Below are 18,442 nucleotides of genomic sequence, written 5' to 3'. Positions count from 1 at the left end.
GTCGGTGGCTGCCGATAGGCTGATTGCATGACCCGTGCCGAGCAGCCAACGGCCCTTAACCCGGCCCCCGACGACGCCCTGGTCGCGGACTCCCGCGAGCGCGCCGTCCGCGCCCTGCTGCGCAGGCCCCAGCTCAAACGCCTGTGGAGCGCCCAGCTCGTCGGCGGGATCGGCGACACCCTCGCGCTCCTGGTGCTGGTGCTGCTGGCCCTTCAGGCGGCCATCGCCCAGGGCTCGTTCGGCGGCGGCTACCGGGGCGTGGCGTTCGCAGTGGCGACCGTCTTCGGTACGCGCATCCTGGCGACGCTGCTCTTCGGCGCCGTTCTGCTCGGCCCGCTGACGTCGCTCACTTCGCACGAGGGGCCGCTCGACCGCCGGTGGACCATGGTCGGCGCGGACGGAGTCAGGCTCGCCCTGCTCATCGTCGCGCCGCTGTGGATCGACTGGACGCCGGACAACGCCCTCGCGATGCTCCTGGTGACCGCCTTCGTGATCGGCGTCGCCGAGCGCTTCTGGACCGTGTGCCGTGAGAGCGCGGCGCCAGCCCTGCTGCCGGAACCTCCCCCGGAGGGGGCGACGGTACGACCGCTGCCCGACCACCTGGACGCACTGCGCCGCCTGTCGCTGCGGACGACCTTCGTGGCGATCCCGCTGGCCGGTGCCGCGCTCGTCATCGCCGGCCTGCTCAACAACCTGCTGGGCTCCGGCCTCGACTGGTTCGGACAGCACCAGGCGGCCCTCGCGTCGTACGTCGCGGCCGGTCTGTTCGCCGCGTCCCTGTCCGTGCTGACCTTCCTGGAACTGCCCGGCACGCGCACCCCGCGCGCGCGTTCGCCGCTGGAGGGGCTGCGCCGGCCCAAGACGGGCACCGGCGTCGACAAGGGCCGTACCGGCGCGATTCCGCTGCTGGTGGCGGCCTGCGCGGCCGTCGCCGTGGCGATCGCGGCCGCCGTGGCCGTCGCCGTGCTGCACGCCAAGGACCTGGGCGGCGGCCCGGTGATGTACGGCCTGATGGTGGCCGCGCTGACCGGCGGTGTCGTGGTCGGTGTCCGTACGGCTCCCAAGGTGCTGGTCTCGCTGTCGCGGCGCCGGCTGCTCGCGCTGGCGATCGCGTTCACCGGCATCGCCCTGCTGGCCGCCGGGCTCGTGCCGGACGTCACCACCGTGCTGCTGATCGACGCGTTGGCCGGTGTCGGCGCGGGTGTGGCCGCCAACACCGGGCACACCCTGCTCGACCAGGAGACCGAGGAGTACCGGCGGGCGCGGACCACCGAGCATCTGCACGCGGTCGTGCGGGTCGGCGTGGCGCTCGGCGCGCTCGTCGCCCCCGTGGTGGCCGCGGCGATCGGTCCGCACCGGCTGGTGAACGGCAAGTTCGTGTTCGCGCACGGCGGCGCCGCGTTCACCCTGATGCTGGTCGGCGCGCTGCTGCTGCCGGTCGCCGCGCTGGTGCTGGCCAAGGTCGACGACCGGTCCGGCGTCCCCCTGCGGCACGACCTGCGGGACGCGCTGCTCGGCGGCGACGACCCGGTGACCGTGCCCGCCGACAATGGCTTCTTCATCGCGCTGGAGGGCGGCGACGGGGCCGGGAAGTCCACCCAGGCCGAGGCGCTCGCCGAGTGGATCCGGGCCAAGGGCCACGAGGTCGTGGTGACGCGCGAGCCGGGGGCGACCCCGGTCGGCAAGCGGCTGCGGTCGATCCTGCTCGACGTGTCGAGCGCCGGGCTCTCGCACCGGGCGGAGGCCCTGCTGTACGCGGCGGACCGCGCGGAGCATGTGGACACCGTGGTCAGGCCCGCACTGGAGCGAGGTGCGGTCGTGATCTCCGACCGCTACATCGACTCCTCCGTGGCCTACCAGGGCGCCGGGCGCGACCTGTCCCCGACGGAGATCGCCCGCATCAACCGCTGGGCGACGGACGGTCTGGTGCCTCATCTGACCGTCCTGCTGGACGTGTCCCCGGAGATCGCCCGCGAGCGGTTCACCGAGGCGCCGGACCGGCTGGAGTCGGAGCCGGCGGAGTTCCACGCGCGCGTGCGGTCCGGATTCCTCACGCTGGCCGCCGCCGACCCCGGGCGGTACCTGGTCGTGGACGCGGGACAGGAGCCCGAGGCCGTCACCACCGTCGTACGGCATCGGCTCGACCAGATGCTGCCGCTGTCCGAGCAGGAGATCCGGGAGCAGGAAGAGGCCCGGCGCAAGGCCGAGGAGGAAGCGCGCCGCAAGGCCGAGGAAGAGGCCGCGCGCAAGGCCGAGGAGGAGCGCCTGGAGCGTGAGCGCCAGGAGCAGCTGGCCCGGCTGAAGGCCGAGGAGGAGGAGCGCAAGCGGCGCGAGCTGGAGGAGGCCCAGCGTCGCGAGGCCGAGCGGCAGGCGGAGGAGGCCCGGCTGCGGGCCGAGGAAGCGCGCAGGCGGGCCGAGGAGGAGCGGGTACGTCTCCTCGCCGAGGAGAAGGCGCGCGCCGAGGAAGAGGCACGGCGCAAGGCCCAGGAAGAGGCCGCCCGTAAGCGGGCCGAGGAAGAGGCGCGACTGCGTGCCGAGGCCGAGGAGCGCCGGCTGGAGAAGCAGCGCAAGGCCGAGGAGGCGTTGCTGCGGGCGGAGGAGGCCCGGCGGCTCGCCGAGTCCGCGGCCGCGGCGGCGGAGGCGGGGCCCAAGCAGGCCGCCACTCCCACTGCGGGGATGGACGCGGCGACCGTGCCCACGCCTGTGGTGACGCCGACGAACGCGTCGGGCGGGCCGGTGGACGAGACGGCTGTGCTGCCCCGGGTCCGGATGGACAAGGGGGAGGAGGACGGCGGTGAGTCGGACTCCGGTTCCGGTGGTGCCGACTCGGAGGTGACGGCCGAGCTGCCGCAGCCGCCGGTGCCTCCGGGTGCGGCGGACGAGACCGCGGTGCTGCCTCCTGTCCCACCGGGGGCTGCCGATGAGACCGCGGTGCTGCCGCCGGTGGCTCCGGGTTCCGCCGACGAGACGGCCGTGCTGCCTCCTGTGTCGGGGGAGGGGCCCTCGGATCGGGTGCCGCCGGGGTACTTCCGCGACGAGGAGCGGACGCGGGAGCTGCCGCAGGTCGACGAGACGGGGACGCCTCGGCGGAGGGCGCGGTCGGACTGGGCCGAGGAGACGCCGTTGGACGATCTTCCTACGCTCGCCGATGAGTTGCTCGGGCCGCATGACGACGAGTACGGGGACGATCGCGGCCGGCGTCGGGGGCGGTAGCGGTCGTTCTACGGGTGCGGGTGGGTTGTGGCCGGCCCCCACCGGACCGGGGCCGACAACCGACTGTCGGCCCCGTTGTCAGTGGTCGCCCCCACAATGGATCCCGTAGCGCGAAACATGACGAAAGGGCGGCGTGACCCATGACCGTATGGGACGACCTGGTCGGCCAGGAGAGGGTGAGCGAGCAGCTCGCTGCCGCCGCTCGGGACGCCGACGCCCAGGTCACCGCCGCCACCACCGGCACCCCGCCGCCCGAGGCGTCCAAGATGACGCATGCCTGGCTGTTCACGGGACCGCCCGGAGCGGGCCGGAACCAGGCGGCGAGGGCCTTCGCGGCCGCGCTGCAGTGCGTCAGTCCGGACCGCGCTCTCGGGGGGATCCCCGGCTGCGGTTTCTGTGACGGGTGTCATACGGCACTCATCGGCACCCACGCCGACGTCACCTCCGTGGCCGCCGTCGGCAGCCAGATCCTCGCCGACGACATGCGGGACACCGTCAGGAAGTCGTTCACCTCGCCGGCGACCGGCCGCTGGCAGATCATCCTGGTCGAGGACGCCGAGCGGCTGAACGAGAAGTCCGCCAACGCGGTCCTCAAGGCCGTGGAGGAGCCCGCCCCCCGTACCGTGTGGCTGCTGTGCGCGCCGTCCATCGAGGACGTCCTGCCGACGATCCGCTCCCGCTGCCGCCACCTGAACCTGAGCACCCCCTCCGTGGAGGCCGTCGCCGACATGCTCGTGCGCCGGGAGGGCATCGAGCCCGCCGCCGCGATGGCCGCCGCCCGTGCCACTCAGGGCCATGTCGACCGGGCCCGCCGCCTCGCCACCGACCCGGCCGCCCGCGAACGCCGCGCCGCAGTACTGAAGCTGCCCTTGCGCGTCGAGGACGTCGGCGGCTGCCTCAGGGCGGCGCAGGAACTCGTCGACGCGGCGGCTGACGACGCCAAGCAGCTCGCCGAGGAGATGGACGGCAAGGAGACCGAGGAGCTGAAGGCCGCGATGGGCGCCTCCCAGGGCGGCCGGATGCCCCGCGGCACGGCGGGCGTGATGAAGGACCTGGAGGACAGACAGAAGCGCCGACGCACCCGCACCCAGCGCGACAGCCTCGACCTGGCCCTGACCGACCTCACCGCCTTCTACCGCGATGTCCTCGCCCTCCAGCTCGGCTCACGGGTGGCGATCGCCAACGCGGACGCCGAGGACGCCCTGGAGCGGCTCGCCCGCGGTGGCTCCCCGGAGACCACGCTCCGCCGTATCGAGGCGATCGGCGCCTGCCGTGAGGCTCTCGACCGCAATGTGGCCCCGCTGCTCGCGGTGGAGGCGATGACGATGGCGCTCAGAGCGGGTTGACCACGTCACTCGTACGAGGCTTTGTTTACACGGATTGCAATCAGTAAACTGCACAGAGTTACTCTCGCCTGATGTACACCAGGCGCAGCTCCCGCTCCCTCCGCACCGGCGGCACTCTTCTGGCTGCCGCGCTGCTCGCCTCCGCCTGCTCCGCGGGTGCTTCGACGAATGCGGCCACCTCGGCCGCGGACGTGGCGCTGGCCGCGCTGCCGCGGTCGACACCGGCCGCCCTCACGCCGTACTACGGACAGAAGGCGCGCTGGCACGGCTGCGGGGTCCCCGGTTTCGAGTGCGCCACGCTGAAGGTGCCGCTCGACTACGACAGGACGGCCGACGGGGACGTCCGGCTCGCCGTCTCCCGCACGAAGGCCACCGGGCCGGGCAAGCGCCTCGGGTCGCTGTTCGTGAACCCGGGCGGACCGGGCGGCTCGGCGATCGGCTACCTCCAGGCGTACGCCGGGATCGGCTACCCGGCCGAGGTGCGGGCCCGCTACGACATGGTCGCGGTGGATCCGCGCGGGGTCGCCCGCAGCGAGCCCGTCGAGTGTCTCGACGGGCGGGACATGGACACGTACTCCCAGACGGACATCACCCCCGACGACGCGCGCGAGACCACCGAACTCGTCGACGCCTACAAGAAGTTCGCGGAAGGGTGCGGCGCGCACTCGGCGAAGCTGCTGCGGCATGTGTCGACGGTCGAGACGGCCCGGGACATGGACATCGTCCGGGCGGCACTGGGCGACGCGAAGCTGAACTACGTGGGGGCGTCGTACGGGACGTTCCTCGGGGCGACCTACGCGGGACTGTTCCCCGGCCGCTCGGGGCGGCTGGTGCTGGACGGCGCGATGGACCCCTCGCTGTCCGCGCGCCGGCTGAACCTCGACCAGACGGTGGGCTTCGAGACGGCGTTCCAGTCGTTCGCGAAGGACTGTGTGCAGCAGCCGGACTGCCCGCTCGGCACGAAGACCACGACGACCGCGCAGGCCGGCCACAACCTCAGGACCTTCTTCGCCAAGCTGGACGCGCACCCGATCCCCACCGGTGACGCGGACCGCCGCAGCCTCGGCGAGGCCCTCGCCACGACCGGCGTGATCGCGGCGATGTACGACGAGAGCTCCTGGGCCCAGCTGCGGGAGGCGCTCGGTTCGGCGATGAAGGAGAAGGACGGCGCCGGGCTGCTGGTCCTCGCCGACAGCTATTACGCGCGGGGCGCCGATGGCCGCTACAGCAACCTGATGTCCGCCAACGCGGCCGTGAACTGCCTCGACCTCCCGCCCGCCTACGACAGTCCGGAGGAGGTCGAGAAGGCCGTCCCGACCTTCGAGAAGGCGTCCCCCGTCTTCGGCGAGGGCCTCGCCTGGGCCTCCCTCAACTGCGCGTACTGGCCGGTCGGCCCCACGGGTGAGCCGCGCCGCATCAAGGCGGAGGGCGCCGCCCCGATCGTCGTGGTCGGCACCACCCGCGACCCGGCCACCCCCTACCGCTGGGCCCGATCCCTGGCCGCCCAGCTCTCCTCGGCCCGCCTGCTCACCTACGAGGGCGACGGACACACCGCCTACGGCCGCGGCAGCGCCTGCATCGACTCCGCGATCGACGCGTATCTGCTCCGCGGCACCCCTCCGGTGGACGGGAAACGCTGCTCCTAGCCCTGGTCGCGGGACCGCCCGGGGTGCCCCGAGGGCTGGTGCGGAGCACCCCCGGAAACTGTGTAGACTTACCGACGTTGCTGACCGCACCATGGTGCGGACAGCGCGCCGCCTTAGCTCAGATGGCCAGAGCAACGCACTCGTAATGCGTAGGTCTCGGGTTCGAATCCCGAAGGCGGCTCTGTGGAAGCCCTGGGACTCACTCGCCGTGACCTGGGGCTTTTGCTTTTGACGGATGCGGCGTCGGCGCTGGGCGCGTGCCGCTCGGCGGTCCACGGTCTCAGTTCTGGTCTCAGTTGTGGGTTCCGGCCAGGCATGAAGTGGTCTCCCATGCGGCGCATCGCATCCTTGGAGCCACGCCGGTGGCGACCTTGCGCGGGCCCCAGGAGCGCCCGGGCCGATGGTTTACGCGTTACCGCCAATAACCGCCCGCCCGCTTTGGTGGTCCGCAGCCCTGCGTCACCGATCGGGACCCGGCTAACGTCCCGGCATGAGGCGACGCAAGCGCATCGGAACAAGCCGTGCCGTGTCCTTACGACGCGTGCGGGACAGGTCGATCCAGCGCCGGGAGGGCGTCCGGCCCGGCGGCTGGCGCAGACGGTTCGGGCGCCGGGCCGAGCAGGCCCGGCCCTGGCTCCAGTTCTTCGCGGATCTCGCCACGCTGCTCGCGCGCGTGGTGCGGTAGCCGGTTCGAGGACGCCCGGTTCCTGACGCCGTGTCCGGGCGGACATCCTCCGCCCTGGCCGTCACCATGGGGTGGACGGGGCTGGACCAGTGCGCGGAGGAGCCGTATGTCAGGAACCGGGCCGGCGGGCGGCTACTCCGCCACGCCCCTCGCCAAGAAGCTCGGCATCAAGGCGGGGCACCGGGTACGGCTCGACGGCGCGCCCGACGGGTGGGACATCCCCGGGCTGCCCGAGGACTGCGATGTCGCCGCCGGCGGTTCGCACGGCGCGGATGTCGTCCTCACCTTCCATCGCGAGTACGCGCGGCTCGCGGCCGAGGCGGACGGACTGGTCGCCGGCCTCGCGGACGATGCCGCACTGTGGATCGCCTGGCCGCGCAGAGCCGCCGGGCACGTCAGTGACATCACCGAGAACGCCCTGCGGGAGGTCTTCCTTCCGCTCGGTGTCGTCGACGTGAAGGTCGCGGCGCTGGGGGAGGACTGGTCGGGACTGAAGTTCGTGCGGCGGAGGGAGAACCGGCGGGGGTGAGGCCCCCATACCTGAGAAGTCCTTACCGTGAACGGCTAGCATCGCGCCGGTTGATGCCCGTTGGACGAGGGACGAGGTGGGGACATGGGCGCGCCGAGGATCGCCGTCGCCGTGGTGACCATGGGGAACCGGCCCGACGAGGTCGACGCCCTGCTGCGGTCCGTGGCCAAGCAGGACATCGCCCCAGCCCGGATCGTGATCGTGGGCAACGGCTGCCGGCTGCCGGAGTTCGCCGAGCGGCTCTCCCTGCCCGGCGAGGTCACCACCCTCGACGTCGAGGAGAACCTCGGCTGCCCCGGCGGTCGGAACGTGGCGCTCGCCCGGCTGCGCGACTTCGGCGACGTGGACGTCGTAGTGGAACTCGACGACGACGGCCTGCTCGTGGACGCCGATGTGCTGCGCCGCGTACAGGAGTTGTTCGCGGCCGACGAGCGTCTAGGCATCGTCGGGTTCCGTATCGCCGACGAGAGCGGCGAGACCCAGCAGCGGCACGTCCCCCGCGTCGGCGCCTCCGATCCGATGCGCGGCGGCTATGTCACCGGGTTCCTGGGCGGCGGGCACGCCTTCCGCATGACCATGCTCGCCGAGACCGGGGACTGGCCCGCCGAGTTCTTCTTCGCCCACGAGGAGACCGACCTGGCCTGGCGGGCCGCCGACCGCGGCTGGCGCATCCTGTACGCGCCCGAACTGCTGCTGCAGCACCCGAAGACCTCACCGGCCCGGCACGCCATCTACTACCGGGTCAACGCCCGCAACCGCGTCTGGCTGGTGCGCCGCCGGCTGCCCCTGCCGCTCATCCCCGTGCACCTCGGCGTGTGGACGGCGCTCACCCTGCTGCGGATCCGGTCGGCGAGTGGACTGCGCGCCTGGTTCGGCGGGTTCGTCGAGGGCCTGCGGGAACCGGCCGGCGAACGGCGGCCGATGCGGTGGCGAACGGTGTGGCGTCTCACCCGGCTGGGACGCCCGCCCGTGATCTGAGGGCTCATGGTCCCGAGCACAGGACGAGGGTCCCGGTCGTTCACCTCCGCCGACCGGGACCCTCTCGCGTCCCACGGATCCGGCCGCGACGGCGACACTCCCCCGAGTTGCGCGTCGTACGCGCGCGCCCTCGGGCCAGATCCGATGTAGTGATCACATCAGGTTGCGCCAACAAATCGCTAACATGTGGCCAACGCATCTACGTTGTGTTGTTCGCCGGTTGGCGTGAAGTCGACGGCAGCGATGGGGAACTGACTGTGTGCAGGGCTGGGGGCGGTAGCGGATTCCGGCAGCGGCCTGCGTCGGACGGCTGGCGGGAAACCGCCGTGGAGAGGGCGGAAATCCGCCAGAAGTGGGCGGCGTGATGGGGCGCGGATCGCAGTCGGGTCTGCGGTTCGGACTGCTCGGGCCGCCGGTTCTGTACGACGGCAATGGCGGGGCCGGGGTGCGTGTCGTCGGCAGCCGCAAGCAGCGGATCCTGCTGGCCGCGCTGCTCCTCGAAGCCGGCCGGGTCGTCTCCGCCGAGGCCCTCAAGGACGCCCTGTGGGGCAGCACCCCGCCGGCTTCCGCGAAGGCCTCCCTGCACAACCACGTCTCCCGGCTGCGGCGGCTGCTCGACGACCCCGAACGACTGCAGGCGATGGCCCCCGGTTATCTGCTGCGCGTCGCGCCGGGCGAACTCGATGTCCAGGTCTTCGAGAGTCAGGCCGCCCGGGCCCGCGGCGCGCACGCCGACGGGAACTGGACCGAGACCGTCCGGGCGTGCGCGGCGGCGCTCGCGCTGTGGCGGGGCGCGCCGCTCAGCGGGGTCCCGTCCGAAGTCGCCGGATACGCCCTGGTCCAGCGCCTGGAGGAGGCCCGGCTGCTCCTCCTGGAGTGGCACTACGACGCCGAGCTCGCCCTCGCCGACACCCGGCCGGGCGCCCTGGTCCCCGAACTCTCCGCGCTCGCCGCCGAGCACCCCCTGCGCGAGTCCTACCACCGCCAGCTGATGCTCGCCCTCCAGCGCACCGGCCGCCAGGCCGAGGCCCTCGCCGTCCACCGCGACCTGCGCACCCGCCTGGTCGAGGAACTCGGCGTGGAGCCGGGCCCGGCGGTCCGCGATGCACATGTGGAGGTGCTGCGCGGGGGAGACGGCGGTGACCAGACTGGCGGGGAGGGCACAACAGGCCGTTCAGGAAGGACCGTTGACTTCGGCGAGCCGCAGAGGGAGAGCCGGTCGACCCCTCCGGGTGCGCTTTCCCCAGGCGCTACGCGCGAAGACGCCCCGTCCGGCCCCCATTCGTCGCGCCCTGCCCCCCATTCGTCGCACCCCGCCGCCGATCCGCTGACCCCCGGCCCCGAGGCCGAGACCCCCCTCCCCGTGCCCCGCCCTGCCCAACTTCCTCCACCCCCCGGCCACTTCACCGGCCGCACCACCGCCCGCGACAACCTCCGCGCTGCCCTCACCCTCGGCGGCGGCCCGGCAGTCGGTGTCATCAGCGGCATGGCGGGCGTCGGCAAGAGCGCGCTCGCGCTGCACGTCGCCCATGGGCTGCGGGAGCGTTTCCCTGACGGCCAGCTCTACGTCAATCTGCAGGGCGCCACCCCGGGAATGACCCCCCTCACCCCGGCCCAGGCCCTCACCGCCCTGCTCCGCGACCTCGGCGCCGACCCGCGCAGCATTCCCGAACACCCGGACGCGGCGGCCGCGTTGCTGCGCTCGCTGCTCGCGCCCACCCGCACGCTCATGGTGCTGGACGACGCCGCGAGCGCCGCGCAGGTACGGCCGCTGCTGCCGGCCGGCGCCGGCTGCGCGGTGATCGTCACCAGCCGTTCCCCCCTGACCGCCCTCGACGACGCCCACCGCTTCCCGCTCACCCCGCTCTCGGCCGAGGAGAGCGCGGAGTTGCTGCGCGCGGTGTCGGGCCGGGGCGGTCGGGACGGATCCGACGCCGACGGCGGCCCCGCTGATCGCATCACCTCCGTCACTCCCATCACTCCCGTCACCCCCGATGCCGATGGCGTCACCCCCGCCGGCCCCATAGACGCCACCCACCCCCTCATAGAACTCACCGGCCGCCTCCCCCTTGCACTCCGCGTCGTAGCCGCGCGCCTGGCCGCCCGTCAGGCCCTCACCCCCGACGTCCTCGCCGACCAACTGGCCGCCACCGAGGACCGGTTGCGGCACCTGGAGTACGACGACCTCTCCGTCCGCCGCTCCCTGGCCGTCGCCCACGACGCCCTGGCCGCCTCCGGCCGCCGGTCCGACCGCGACGCGGCCCTCGCCCTGCGCCGCATCGGCGCCCTCGACCTGCCCACCTACGGCGTCCCCCTCGTCGCCCGCCTCCTGGGCACCGACGGCACCGACGAGACCCGTGCCGAGGACGCGCTCGACCGCCTCGTCGACGTGGCCCTCCTGGAGGAGACGGCGTACGGCCGCTACGCCCCGCACGGCCTGGTCCGCGACTTCGCGCGGGAACTCGCGGGCACCGGGCACACCCCCGACATCGCCCGTACCGCCCTGCGCTGGTACGCGGCCGTCGCCGAACGCGCCCTCACCGCGATCGTCGAACCCGGCCTCGACCTGGAGGACCGCCGCCGCCCGACCGCCGCGCAGCCGCCGGAGCACGCGACACATGTGCTGGCCATCCAGCCGTTCCCGTCCTCCGAGAAGGCCTTCGCCTGGGGCGAGTCGGAGCTGGAGAACATCGTCGTCCTGGCCGAACGGCACACGGACACCCCCGACGAGCGCACCGCCGCCCATGTCTCCACCCTGCTGCGCCTGCTCTCGCCCTTCCTCCAGCGCAGCGGCCGGGTCGCCGAGACGGAGATCCTCGGCCGGGCCGCGCTCACGGTGGCGCGGCGGCTCGGTGACGAGGCGGCCGAGGCGTGTGCCCTGGGCGATCTCGCCGGACTGCACTTCCTGACCGGCCGGCACAGCGAGGCCCTGGCCCTCAACGACCGCGCCCTCGCGATCTGGCGGCGGCTCGGCGCGGACTCCTGGACCCGCCGCTGCCTCAACAACCGGGGGCTCCTGCTGGAAGGCCTGGGCCGGTACGCCGAGTCGGACGTGGCACTGCGGCAGAGCCTCGCCTACTCACGGCAGTTGAACGACCCCTTCGGCGAGGCTGTGGCCCACAGCAACCTGGGCAACCTGTACGAGCACACCGACCCGCGCGCCGCCATCGAGCAGCACCGGCGTTCGCTCGCCATCGGCGAGGAGACCGGCAGCGTGGTCGTCCGGCACTCGGCACACTGCAACATCGGCTACGCCCACCTCACCCTCGGCGAACCGGCAGCCGCGATGGCGCACTTCGAGGAGAGCCTGCGCATCCTCGGCAGCCCCGGCGACTGGCACGGCGAGTCGCAGAGCCGCCTCGGTCTGGTCCGCGCCCTGCGCCTGATCGGCCACGGCGAACGCGCCGCCGCCGAGTGCGCGGAACTGCTGCGCCGCGCGGACGCCCGCGCCGACCGCTACACCGGCGCCCTCGCCCGCCACCAGCACGGCCTCCTGCTGCGTGAACGGGGGAGAGCGGAGGAAGCCCACGAGCAGTGGCGGGCCGCTCTGGACGCGCTGGACGGGACGGACGAGAAGACGGTGCTCCAGGAGCTCATCGCGCTGCTCGACGACTCCGGTTTACGGTGATCACTTCGCGTCCGCATAGCACTCCACCACTGCCGTCGTGAACGGAAACCGCACCGGTGTCTCGCCGAACGTCAGTCGCCCGGCCAGGTCCGACGCCTCCCTGATCGCCGCCACGACAGCCTCGGTCTCCTCCTCGGGACAGTGCACGATCACCTCGTCGTGCTGGAAGAACACCAGCTCGGCCGCCATCCGGGAACAGGCCTGCCGCAGCGCGGCGAGCAGCAGCAGAGCCCAGTCGGCGGCGCTGCCCTGCACCACGAAGTTCCGGGCGAACCGGCCGCGGGCACGGGTGTTGGTGGAGGCGTACCCGGGCCCCCAGCCGTCTTCCACAGGTCGCTCGACCGGGTCGTCCTGGGGGATGCCCGCCTCCTCCGCGTCGCCCGCGCCGGCCGCCGGCGGGCATGTCCGTCCCAGCCAGGTCCGCACCAGCCGGCCCTCCTCGCCCGCGCGGGCCGCGTCGTCGACGTACGCCACCGCCTTCGGGAAGCGGCGTCTGAGCGCGGCGAGGTTCTTGAGGCCGTCGCCGGAGGTCTGACCGTAGACCGCGCCGAGTACGGCGAGCTTGGCCTGGCCGCGGTCGCCGGAGAAGGCCCGTTCGGAGACGGCCTGGTAGAGGTCGGTCTCGCGTCCTGCCACCTCCATGAGCCCGGGATCGCGGGAGATGGCCGCCAGCACCCGCGGCTCCATCTGGTCGGCGTCGGCGACGACGAGCCGCCAGCCGGGGTCGGCGACCACCGCACGCCGAATGACCTTGGGGATCTGGAGGGCACCGCCGCCATTGGTGACCCATCTGCCCGTGACGGTCCCGCCCGCCAGGAACTCGGGCCGGAACCGCCCGTCCCGTACCCAGTCCTGGAGCCAGGACCAGCCGTGGGCGACCCAGATGCGGTACAGCTTCTTGTACTCGACCAGCGGCTTCACGGCCGGATGGTCGACGGACTCGATTTCCCACCGCCGGGTGGACTTCACCTTGATGCCGGCCTGCGCGAACGCCTTGATGACGTCAGCGGGCAGATCGGGCCGTACCCGGCGCCCGAAGGCCTCGGACACCTGGTCGGCCAGCTCGGCGAGACGCCGGGGCTCGCCGCCGCCGGCATACCGCTCACCGAGCAGTTCGTGCAGCACCCGGCGGTGGGTCTCGGCGCTCCACGGCAGCCCGGCGCGGTTCATCTCGGCGGCCACCAGCATCCCCGCCGACTCGGCGGCGGTCAGCAGGCGCATCCGGTCGGGGTGCGCTGTGGTGTCGTGCCGCCGCTGCTGGTCGGCGTAGACCTCGACGAGGTCGGTCAGCGGCAGATGGACCCTCTGCGGCTCGAACAGGGGCGACTGCGAGCCCGGTTCGGCCGCGCGCTGGGGCGGGTCGGGCGGTACGGGGCCGCCGTGCAGCCGGGCCAGGGCGGCCGCGGCCGAGCGGGGCTCGCCGTATCGCCCCGCGTGGCCGAGCAGGAGGGTCTCGGCGTCCTCGATGTCGTAGCACCGCTCCACCCGCACCCCCGCGGCGAGCAGGCGTGGATAGACCTCGGCGGTGGACCGCCACACCCACCGCGCCACCTCCGGCCGCCCCCGCACGGCCGCACCCGGATCCGCCTCCCACCGCACCGGCCCGGCAGGCAGCCCGTCGGGACCGAGGGCGGCGACCTCCACACCACCGTCCTCGGCCGGAGCGAGAGCCCACCGGTCGGTCATGGTTGCGAGTGTGACACCAGGGTCTGACAACAGACCTTCCTGACATCAGGGGCGGCGCCTCGCCGCCCCGGGCTCACCGAACCGGATCCCCTCAGTCCTGCTCCCCCTGCAGCTTCAGGTACCCCTCCAGCTCCTTGGCGATGGCAGCCTCCACCGGCCCTTTCGCGATGCCGAGGCCGGACAGGACGCCTGTGCCGTGTTCGAACTCCAGCAGGGCCAGCAGGATGTGTTCGGTGCCGATGTAGTTGTGGCCCAGCCGGAGGGCCTCGCGGAAGGTGAGTTCCAGGACCTTCTTGGCGTCGGAGCCGTAGGGGATGAGTTCGGGGACCTCGTCGGCGGCCGGCGGGAGCGCCTCGGTCGCGGCCCGGCGGACGGCGTCGAGGGTGACGCCCTGCGCGACGAGCGCCTTGGCGGCGAGGCCCTCCGGTTCTGCCAGCAGTCCGAGGACGAGGTGCTCGGGACGGCCCTCGGGGTTGCGGGCGGTGATGGCCGCGTTGTGGGCCGACATCACCACGTTGCGGGCCCGCAGGGTGTACCGGCTGAAGCCCTGGTCGGCCGCCAGGTCCGTCGACTCCTTCGGCACGAACCGCTTCTGCGCCGCCTGCCGGGTGACTCCCATGCTCCGTCCGATGTCCGTCCAGGAGGCACCCGAACGCCGGGCCTGGTCCACGAAGTGGCCGATGAGATGGTCGGCCACCTCCCCGAGGTGATCGGCGGCGATCACCGCGTCCTGGAGCTGGTCGAGGGGCTCGACATGGACCTTCTTGATGGCCGTGATGAGGTCGTCGAGCCGTACGGATGACGTGATGTTGGGGTTGGTCGTCATGTGTCAACCTTAGGTTGACACCCGTCGGGCGTCAACCCTTGGTTGACATCGAGAGGCGCCCACGCGTGCGTGCCGGCGCCGCTACTTCGGCGAGGACACCACCAACCGCACCGCCAGCCCGGTGAACACCGACCCGCTGAAGATGTTGAGCCCTCGCGCCACCCGCCGACTGCGCCGCAGCAGCGCCGAGAGCTTCCCGGAGAGCAGCCCGGTCAGGCCGTCCACCACGACGCCCATCACGGTGATCGTGAGCCCTAGCACCAGGAACTGCCCCCACACGTGGCCCATCTCCGGCGCCACGAACTGGGGCAGGAACGCCACGTTGAACAGGATCACCTTGGGGTTGAGCAGATTGGTGACGGCCCCCTGCCAGAAGGCCCGCCGCATCCCGGGACCGGCCGGCGCCCCGTCCTCACCCGGCACCGAACGGTCCCGGAACGCCTTCACGGCGAGATACAGCAGATAGGCTGCGCCCGCCCAGCGCAGCACGTGGTACAGCGTCGGCAGGGCCTGGAACAGTGCCGAGAGACCGAGCGCCGCCGCGACCGTGTGCACGAACATCGCCGAGGCCACCCCGAGCGCCGCCATCACCCCCGCGGCGGGTCCGCCCCGGCCGCCCATCGCCACGATGAACATCATGTCGGGACCGGGAGTGACACAGAGCGCGAAGGCGGCGACGAGAAAGGCCGCGTAGAGAGACATGTCCACCATGCCGCCATGCTCGAAGCGGCACGCGCGCGTGGGCGACCGATTTTCGGGGAGTGAGACGATCGCCCCGTGAGCAGCAGTAAGAGCAACAACGCGAGCGGCAGCCCGAGCGCCACCGTCGACCGCGCCTTCCGGGCCGCCCTCTACGCCGACGACGACACCGCCCTGGACACCGGCGCCTCCGTCCTCGCCGCCGACCCCGAAGCGGACGCCGAACTGGCCCGGCGCGGCACCGAGTTCGTGGCGCAGGCCTGGCGGCGCGGCTGGCAGCCCGCCGATGTCGTACGGATGGTGCGACGCGAACTGGACGACCCGCATGTACGCCTCGCCACGGCCCTGATCAGGGCGCAGGCCCCGGACGACCGCCCGCGCGGCCACCGTTGGGCCGCTCAGCTGGCCCAGCTGGAGGAGCCCGGCGAGAACGCCCCCCGCCCCGACCGGTTCACGCACGCCACCGCCGTACTCGAGCTGTACCGCCTGCTGCTGCGCCTGCCCGCGCTGGAACCGCTGGAGGAGCCCCGGCGGGAGCACCAGGGCGACGCCCGCATGCTGGGCCGTATCCGTGCCCTGCTGGCCAAGGCGGAGGCGACCGGCTACCCCGAGGAGGCGGAGGCCCTCACCGCCAAGGCGCAGGAGCTGATGGCCCGGCACAGCGTCGACGAGGCGCTGCTCGACGCCCGGGCGCCCGCGAAGGACGCCCCCGGCGCCTGCCGGATCGGGGTCGAGCCGCCGTACGAGCAGGCGAAGGCGGTGCTGCTCGACGCGGTCGCCACCGCCAACCACTGCCGGGCCGTGTGGAACGAACCGTTCGCCTTCTCCACGGTCGTCGGCTTCGAGGGCGACCTGGCGGCGGTCGAACTCCTGTACACCTCGCTGCTGGTGCAGGCGCAGTCCGCGATGGCGAAGGCGGAGGCAGCCCAGCGGGCGGGCGGCCGGGGGCGCACCAAGACCTTCCGGCAGTCCTTCCTCGCGGCCTACGCCCACCGCGTCGGCGACCGTCTGCGCACCGCCGCCGAAGCCCCGGTGACCGACGACCTGCTGCCGGTCCTCGCCTCCCGCGAGGTCGCCGTCACCGACCGCATGGCCCGGATGTTCCCGCAGACCACCACGACCCGTCTGCGCGGTGTCAGCGATGAGGCGGGCTGGACCGAGGGCGCCCGGGCCGCCGACCGGGCGCAGGTCGGAAACCGGCCCCGGCTCAGTCCCCGACCGGAGAGAAGGCGCTGACCGAGGCGTTCGGGTCACCGGCGTTGTCGCTCCGGCCCTGGACCGGGCCGTACGACCACTTGTAGCTCTTCGTGGTCCCGGCCCCCGGCAGGGCGATGTTCAGCGTCTTCACGTCGAGGCTCGCCTTGGCGCCGGCCTCGCCGCGCGTGTACGTGAGGGTGAAGGTGGCGGCCGTGCCCTTGGCCAGGGTGAGCTTCGTGGACTTCGTGCCTTCGGCGGGGGAGAGGCTCGCCGACGAGTCCGTGGCGTTCAGGTCGACGCCGGGGAAGCCGTCCAGCGTGCACTCGGCGCTCTGGTTGGTGAGCGTGACGGGGATGTTGCCGGTGTCCCCGGCGGCGGGGGCCACGTTGGCGGGTCCGACCTCCACGTCCATGGCACCGATCCGGCACGTGGTGCCGTTGCCCGGGCTCGCGGCGGGGCTGTCGTCACCACCGGAGCCGGAGCTGTCACTGGAGCAGCCGGTCAGGAGCAGGGCAGCGGCGAGGGCGGTGACGGCGAGGGGGGCGGCGCGCATGTGAAGTCCTCTGATGTGAGCGATCCGGTGCATGGATCATCACGCATGACGGGACACCACGGTTGCCCGCCCCCACCGACGCCTTCCGCTACGACCCCGAGCTCACCGTCGGGAACCCGCTCGGCAGCTTGCCGCCCTCGGCCCGGGTGTAGGTCTCGGCGCCGATGCCGCCCTCCCAGTTCACCTTGAGGGTGTCCTTGCCGACCGACTCGACCGTCCCGTCGGCCCGGTCCTTGCTGCCGTCCGTGCACTTGAGGCGGATCGCGTCGGCGCTCGCGGAGCCGCTGCACACCGTGCCGCCGGTGACGAAGAGCCCGGCCCGGTCGCCGTTGACCAGCAGCGCCACGGCCTTGCCGCCCGTGGTCGCCAGCCAGTTGCCCGCCACCTCGCCGGACGCGGACGGGGAGGACGTACCGCCGGTCTCCCCGGAAGCTGAGGCCGAGGCGGACCCCGACGAGCCGGCCGTACTGGAGCTCGGCGACGGCTCGTCGTCCGAACCCCCGCCGCTGCACGCGGTCAGGACGAGCGCGCCCACCAGTCCCGCGGCCGCGAGCCCGGCCCGCCGACGCGACGCAGTGCGCGAGAGGATCGCCGTAGTCACTGGAGGCTCCAAGCTGTAGCGGTCGGCCGGACGGACCGCAGCAAGCTACCAGCACCACCCGTGAGAGTTACCAGGACGATTTGCGGACACCTGGCAGATATCCCGCGTGCGCCTGCTCCCGCAGTCCCACCCGGGACAGCCCGAAGGCCCGGAAGTAGCCGCGCGGCCGCCCGTCCACCTGATCGCGGTTGCGCACGCGCGTGGCGCTCGCGTCCCGCGGCTGCCGTCGCAACTCATCCTGTGCGACAAGCCGTTCGGCGTCCGTGGAGGAGGGCCGGCGGATGATCTCCTTCAGCTCGGCCCGCCGCTCGGCGTACCGCGCGACGATCACCTGGCGCTTCTCGTTCTTCGCGATCTTGCTCTTCTTCGCCATACCGGTTCTCCCCTCAGATCCGCACACCGCGCGCGCGGATCCGCGCCACGGCCGCCTCGACGCCGATCGAGTCGACGGTCTTGATGCCCTTCGTGCTCAGCCGCAGCCGCACATGCCGCCCCTCGCTGGGCAGCCAGTAGCGCTTGGACTGGATGTTGGGGTCGAAGCGGCGCGAAGTGCGCCGGTGGGAGCGGGAGATGCGGTTGCCGAAGCCCGGCTGGGCCCCGGTCAGCATGCAGTGGGCGGACAAGGGTGATGCACCTCTCTCCGAGCGGATGTGTAAATGGAATTCATTTTCAGTAAGATACCAGCATGGCACGCAACGAACTCCGCCCGGTCATCAAGCTCCGGTCCACCGCCGGGACCGGCTTCACCTATGTGACCCGCAAGAACCGCCGCAACGACCCGGACCGTATGACCCAGCGGAAGTACGACCCGGTCGCCCGCCGTCACGTCGACTTCCGAGAGGAGCGCTGATCCTC

The 18,442-nt window shown here is 72.7% G+C and carries 16 protein-coding genes and 1 tRNA gene; 10 read left to right on the top strand and 7 right to left on the bottom strand.

The features are described 5' to 3' along the window. Positions 1-27: 27 nt before the first annotated feature. From tmk to RNB18_RS05985, 8 genes are all read left to right on the top strand, one after another. A complete protein-coding gene (tmk, locus tag RNB18_RS06020; RefSeq protein ID WP_311713113.1) occupies positions 28-3,213 on the top strand; it encodes a dTMP kinase in 3,186 nt (1,061 codons plus the stop codon). Between the two features lie 140 nt (positions 3,214-3,353). Beyond that, positions 3,354-4,559, top strand: a complete 1,206-nt coding sequence (locus RNB18_RS06015) for a DNA polymerase III subunit delta' (protein ID WP_311713112.1) — start codon at positions 3,354-3,356, stop codon at positions 4,557-4,559. A gap of 71 nt (positions 4,560-4,630) precedes the next feature. Then, the gene (locus RNB18_RS06010) at positions 4,631-6,205 is read left to right on the top strand and encodes an alpha/beta hydrolase (RefSeq protein ID WP_311713111.1); all 1,575 of its coding nucleotides are present in this window, start codon (positions 4,631-4,633) and stop codon (positions 6,203-6,205) included. A gap of 107 nt (positions 6,206-6,312) precedes the next feature. Further along, positions 6,313-6,386: transfer RNA gene (locus RNB18_RS06005), tRNA-Thr, on the top strand. Positions 6,387-6,695: 309 nt separating this feature from the next. After that, positions 6,696-6,890, top strand: a complete 195-nt coding sequence (locus tag RNB18_RS06000; RefSeq protein WP_311713110.1) for a hypothetical protein — start codon at positions 6,696-6,698, stop codon at positions 6,888-6,890. A gap of 106 nt (positions 6,891-6,996) precedes the next feature. Beyond that, positions 6,997-7,419, top strand: coding sequence for a DUF3052 domain-containing protein (locus RNB18_RS05995; RefSeq protein ID WP_311713109.1), 423 nt, complete (start codon positions 6,997-6,999; stop codon positions 7,417-7,419). An 84-nt stretch (positions 7,420-7,503) separates the two neighbouring features. After that, a complete protein-coding gene (locus RNB18_RS05990) occupies positions 7,504-8,397 on the top strand; it encodes a glycosyltransferase family 2 protein (protein ID WP_311713108.1) in 894 nt (297 codons plus the stop codon). Between the two features lie 364 nt (positions 8,398-8,761). Next, the gene (locus RNB18_RS05985) at positions 8,762-12,025 is read left to right on the top strand and encodes an AfsR/SARP family transcriptional regulator (RefSeq protein WP_311713107.1); all 3,264 of its coding nucleotides are present in this window, start codon (positions 8,762-8,764) and stop codon (positions 12,023-12,025) included. Here RNB18_RS05985 and RNB18_RS05980 read toward each other — a convergent pair whose 3' ends face one another. The 3 genes from RNB18_RS05980 to RNB18_RS05970 form a co-directional block, all read right to left on the bottom strand. Then, a complete protein-coding gene (locus RNB18_RS05980; RefSeq protein ID WP_311713106.1) occupies positions 12,026-13,711 on the bottom strand; it encodes a bifunctional 3'-5' exonuclease/DNA polymerase in 1,686 nt (561 codons plus the stop codon). It abuts the gene before it with no gap. Positions 13,712-13,802: 91 nt separating this feature from the next. After that, a complete protein-coding gene (locus tag RNB18_RS05975) occupies positions 13,803-14,537 on the bottom strand; it encodes a Clp protease N-terminal domain-containing protein (protein WP_311713105.1) in 735 nt (244 codons plus the stop codon). A gap of 81 nt (positions 14,538-14,618) precedes the next feature. Then, positions 14,619-15,248, bottom strand: coding sequence for a LysE family translocator (locus tag RNB18_RS05970; RefSeq protein ID WP_059209145.1), 630 nt, complete (start codon positions 15,246-15,248; stop codon positions 14,619-14,621). Positions 15,249-15,314: 66 nt separating this feature from the next. Here RNB18_RS05970 and RNB18_RS05965 point away from each other — a divergent pair, with 66 nt between their 5' ends. After that, positions 15,315-16,472, top strand: a complete 1,158-nt coding sequence (locus RNB18_RS05965; protein WP_311713104.1) for a DUF2786 domain-containing protein — start codon at positions 15,315-15,317, stop codon at positions 16,470-16,472. Here the strand turns inward: RNB18_RS05965 and RNB18_RS05960 are convergent. The 4 genes from RNB18_RS05960 to rpmB all read right to left on the bottom strand — a co-directional run bounded on the left by RNB18_RS05960 (position 16,444) and on the right by rpmB (position 18,210). Further along, positions 16,444-16,986 carry a DUF4232 domain-containing protein gene (locus RNB18_RS05960; RefSeq protein ID WP_311713103.1) on the bottom strand — a complete coding sequence of 181 codons (543 nt, stop codon included), beginning with the start codon at positions 16,984-16,986 and terminating at the stop codon, positions 16,444-16,446. The two genes, RNB18_RS05965 and RNB18_RS05960, sit on opposite strands and share 29 nt — an antisense overlap. Positions 16,987-17,074: 88 nt before the next feature. Beyond that, a complete protein-coding gene (locus RNB18_RS05955; RefSeq protein WP_311713102.1) occupies positions 17,075-17,587 on the bottom strand; it encodes a hypothetical protein in 513 nt (170 codons plus the stop codon). Positions 17,588-17,654: 67 nt separating this feature from the next. After that, positions 17,655-17,960, bottom strand: coding sequence for a 30S ribosomal protein S14 (gene rpsN / locus RNB18_RS05950; RefSeq protein WP_311713101.1), 306 nt, complete (start codon positions 17,958-17,960; stop codon positions 17,655-17,657). A 13-nt stretch (positions 17,961-17,973) separates the two neighbouring features. Beyond that, a complete protein-coding gene (gene rpmB, locus RNB18_RS05945; RefSeq protein ID WP_266515650.1) occupies positions 17,974-18,210 on the bottom strand; it encodes a 50S ribosomal protein L28 in 237 nt (78 codons plus the stop codon). Between the two features lie 62 nt (positions 18,211-18,272). On the opposite strand from rpmB, the gene rpmG reads away from it, so the two are divergent. Further along, a complete protein-coding gene (gene rpmG / locus RNB18_RS05940) occupies positions 18,273-18,437 on the top strand; it encodes a 50S ribosomal protein L33 (RefSeq protein ID WP_311713100.1) in 165 nt (54 codons plus the stop codon). The last annotated feature ends 5 nt before the right edge of the window (positions 18,438-18,442 follow it).

This window comes from Streptomyces doebereineriae, assembly GCF_031845645.1.
GTDB lineage: Bacteria > Actinomycetota > Actinomycetes > Streptomycetales > Streptomycetaceae > Streptomyces > Streptomyces canus.
The sequence above is the reverse complement of the archived record's forward strand: the minus strand, read 5'-3'. Positions and strand labels throughout refer to the sequence as shown.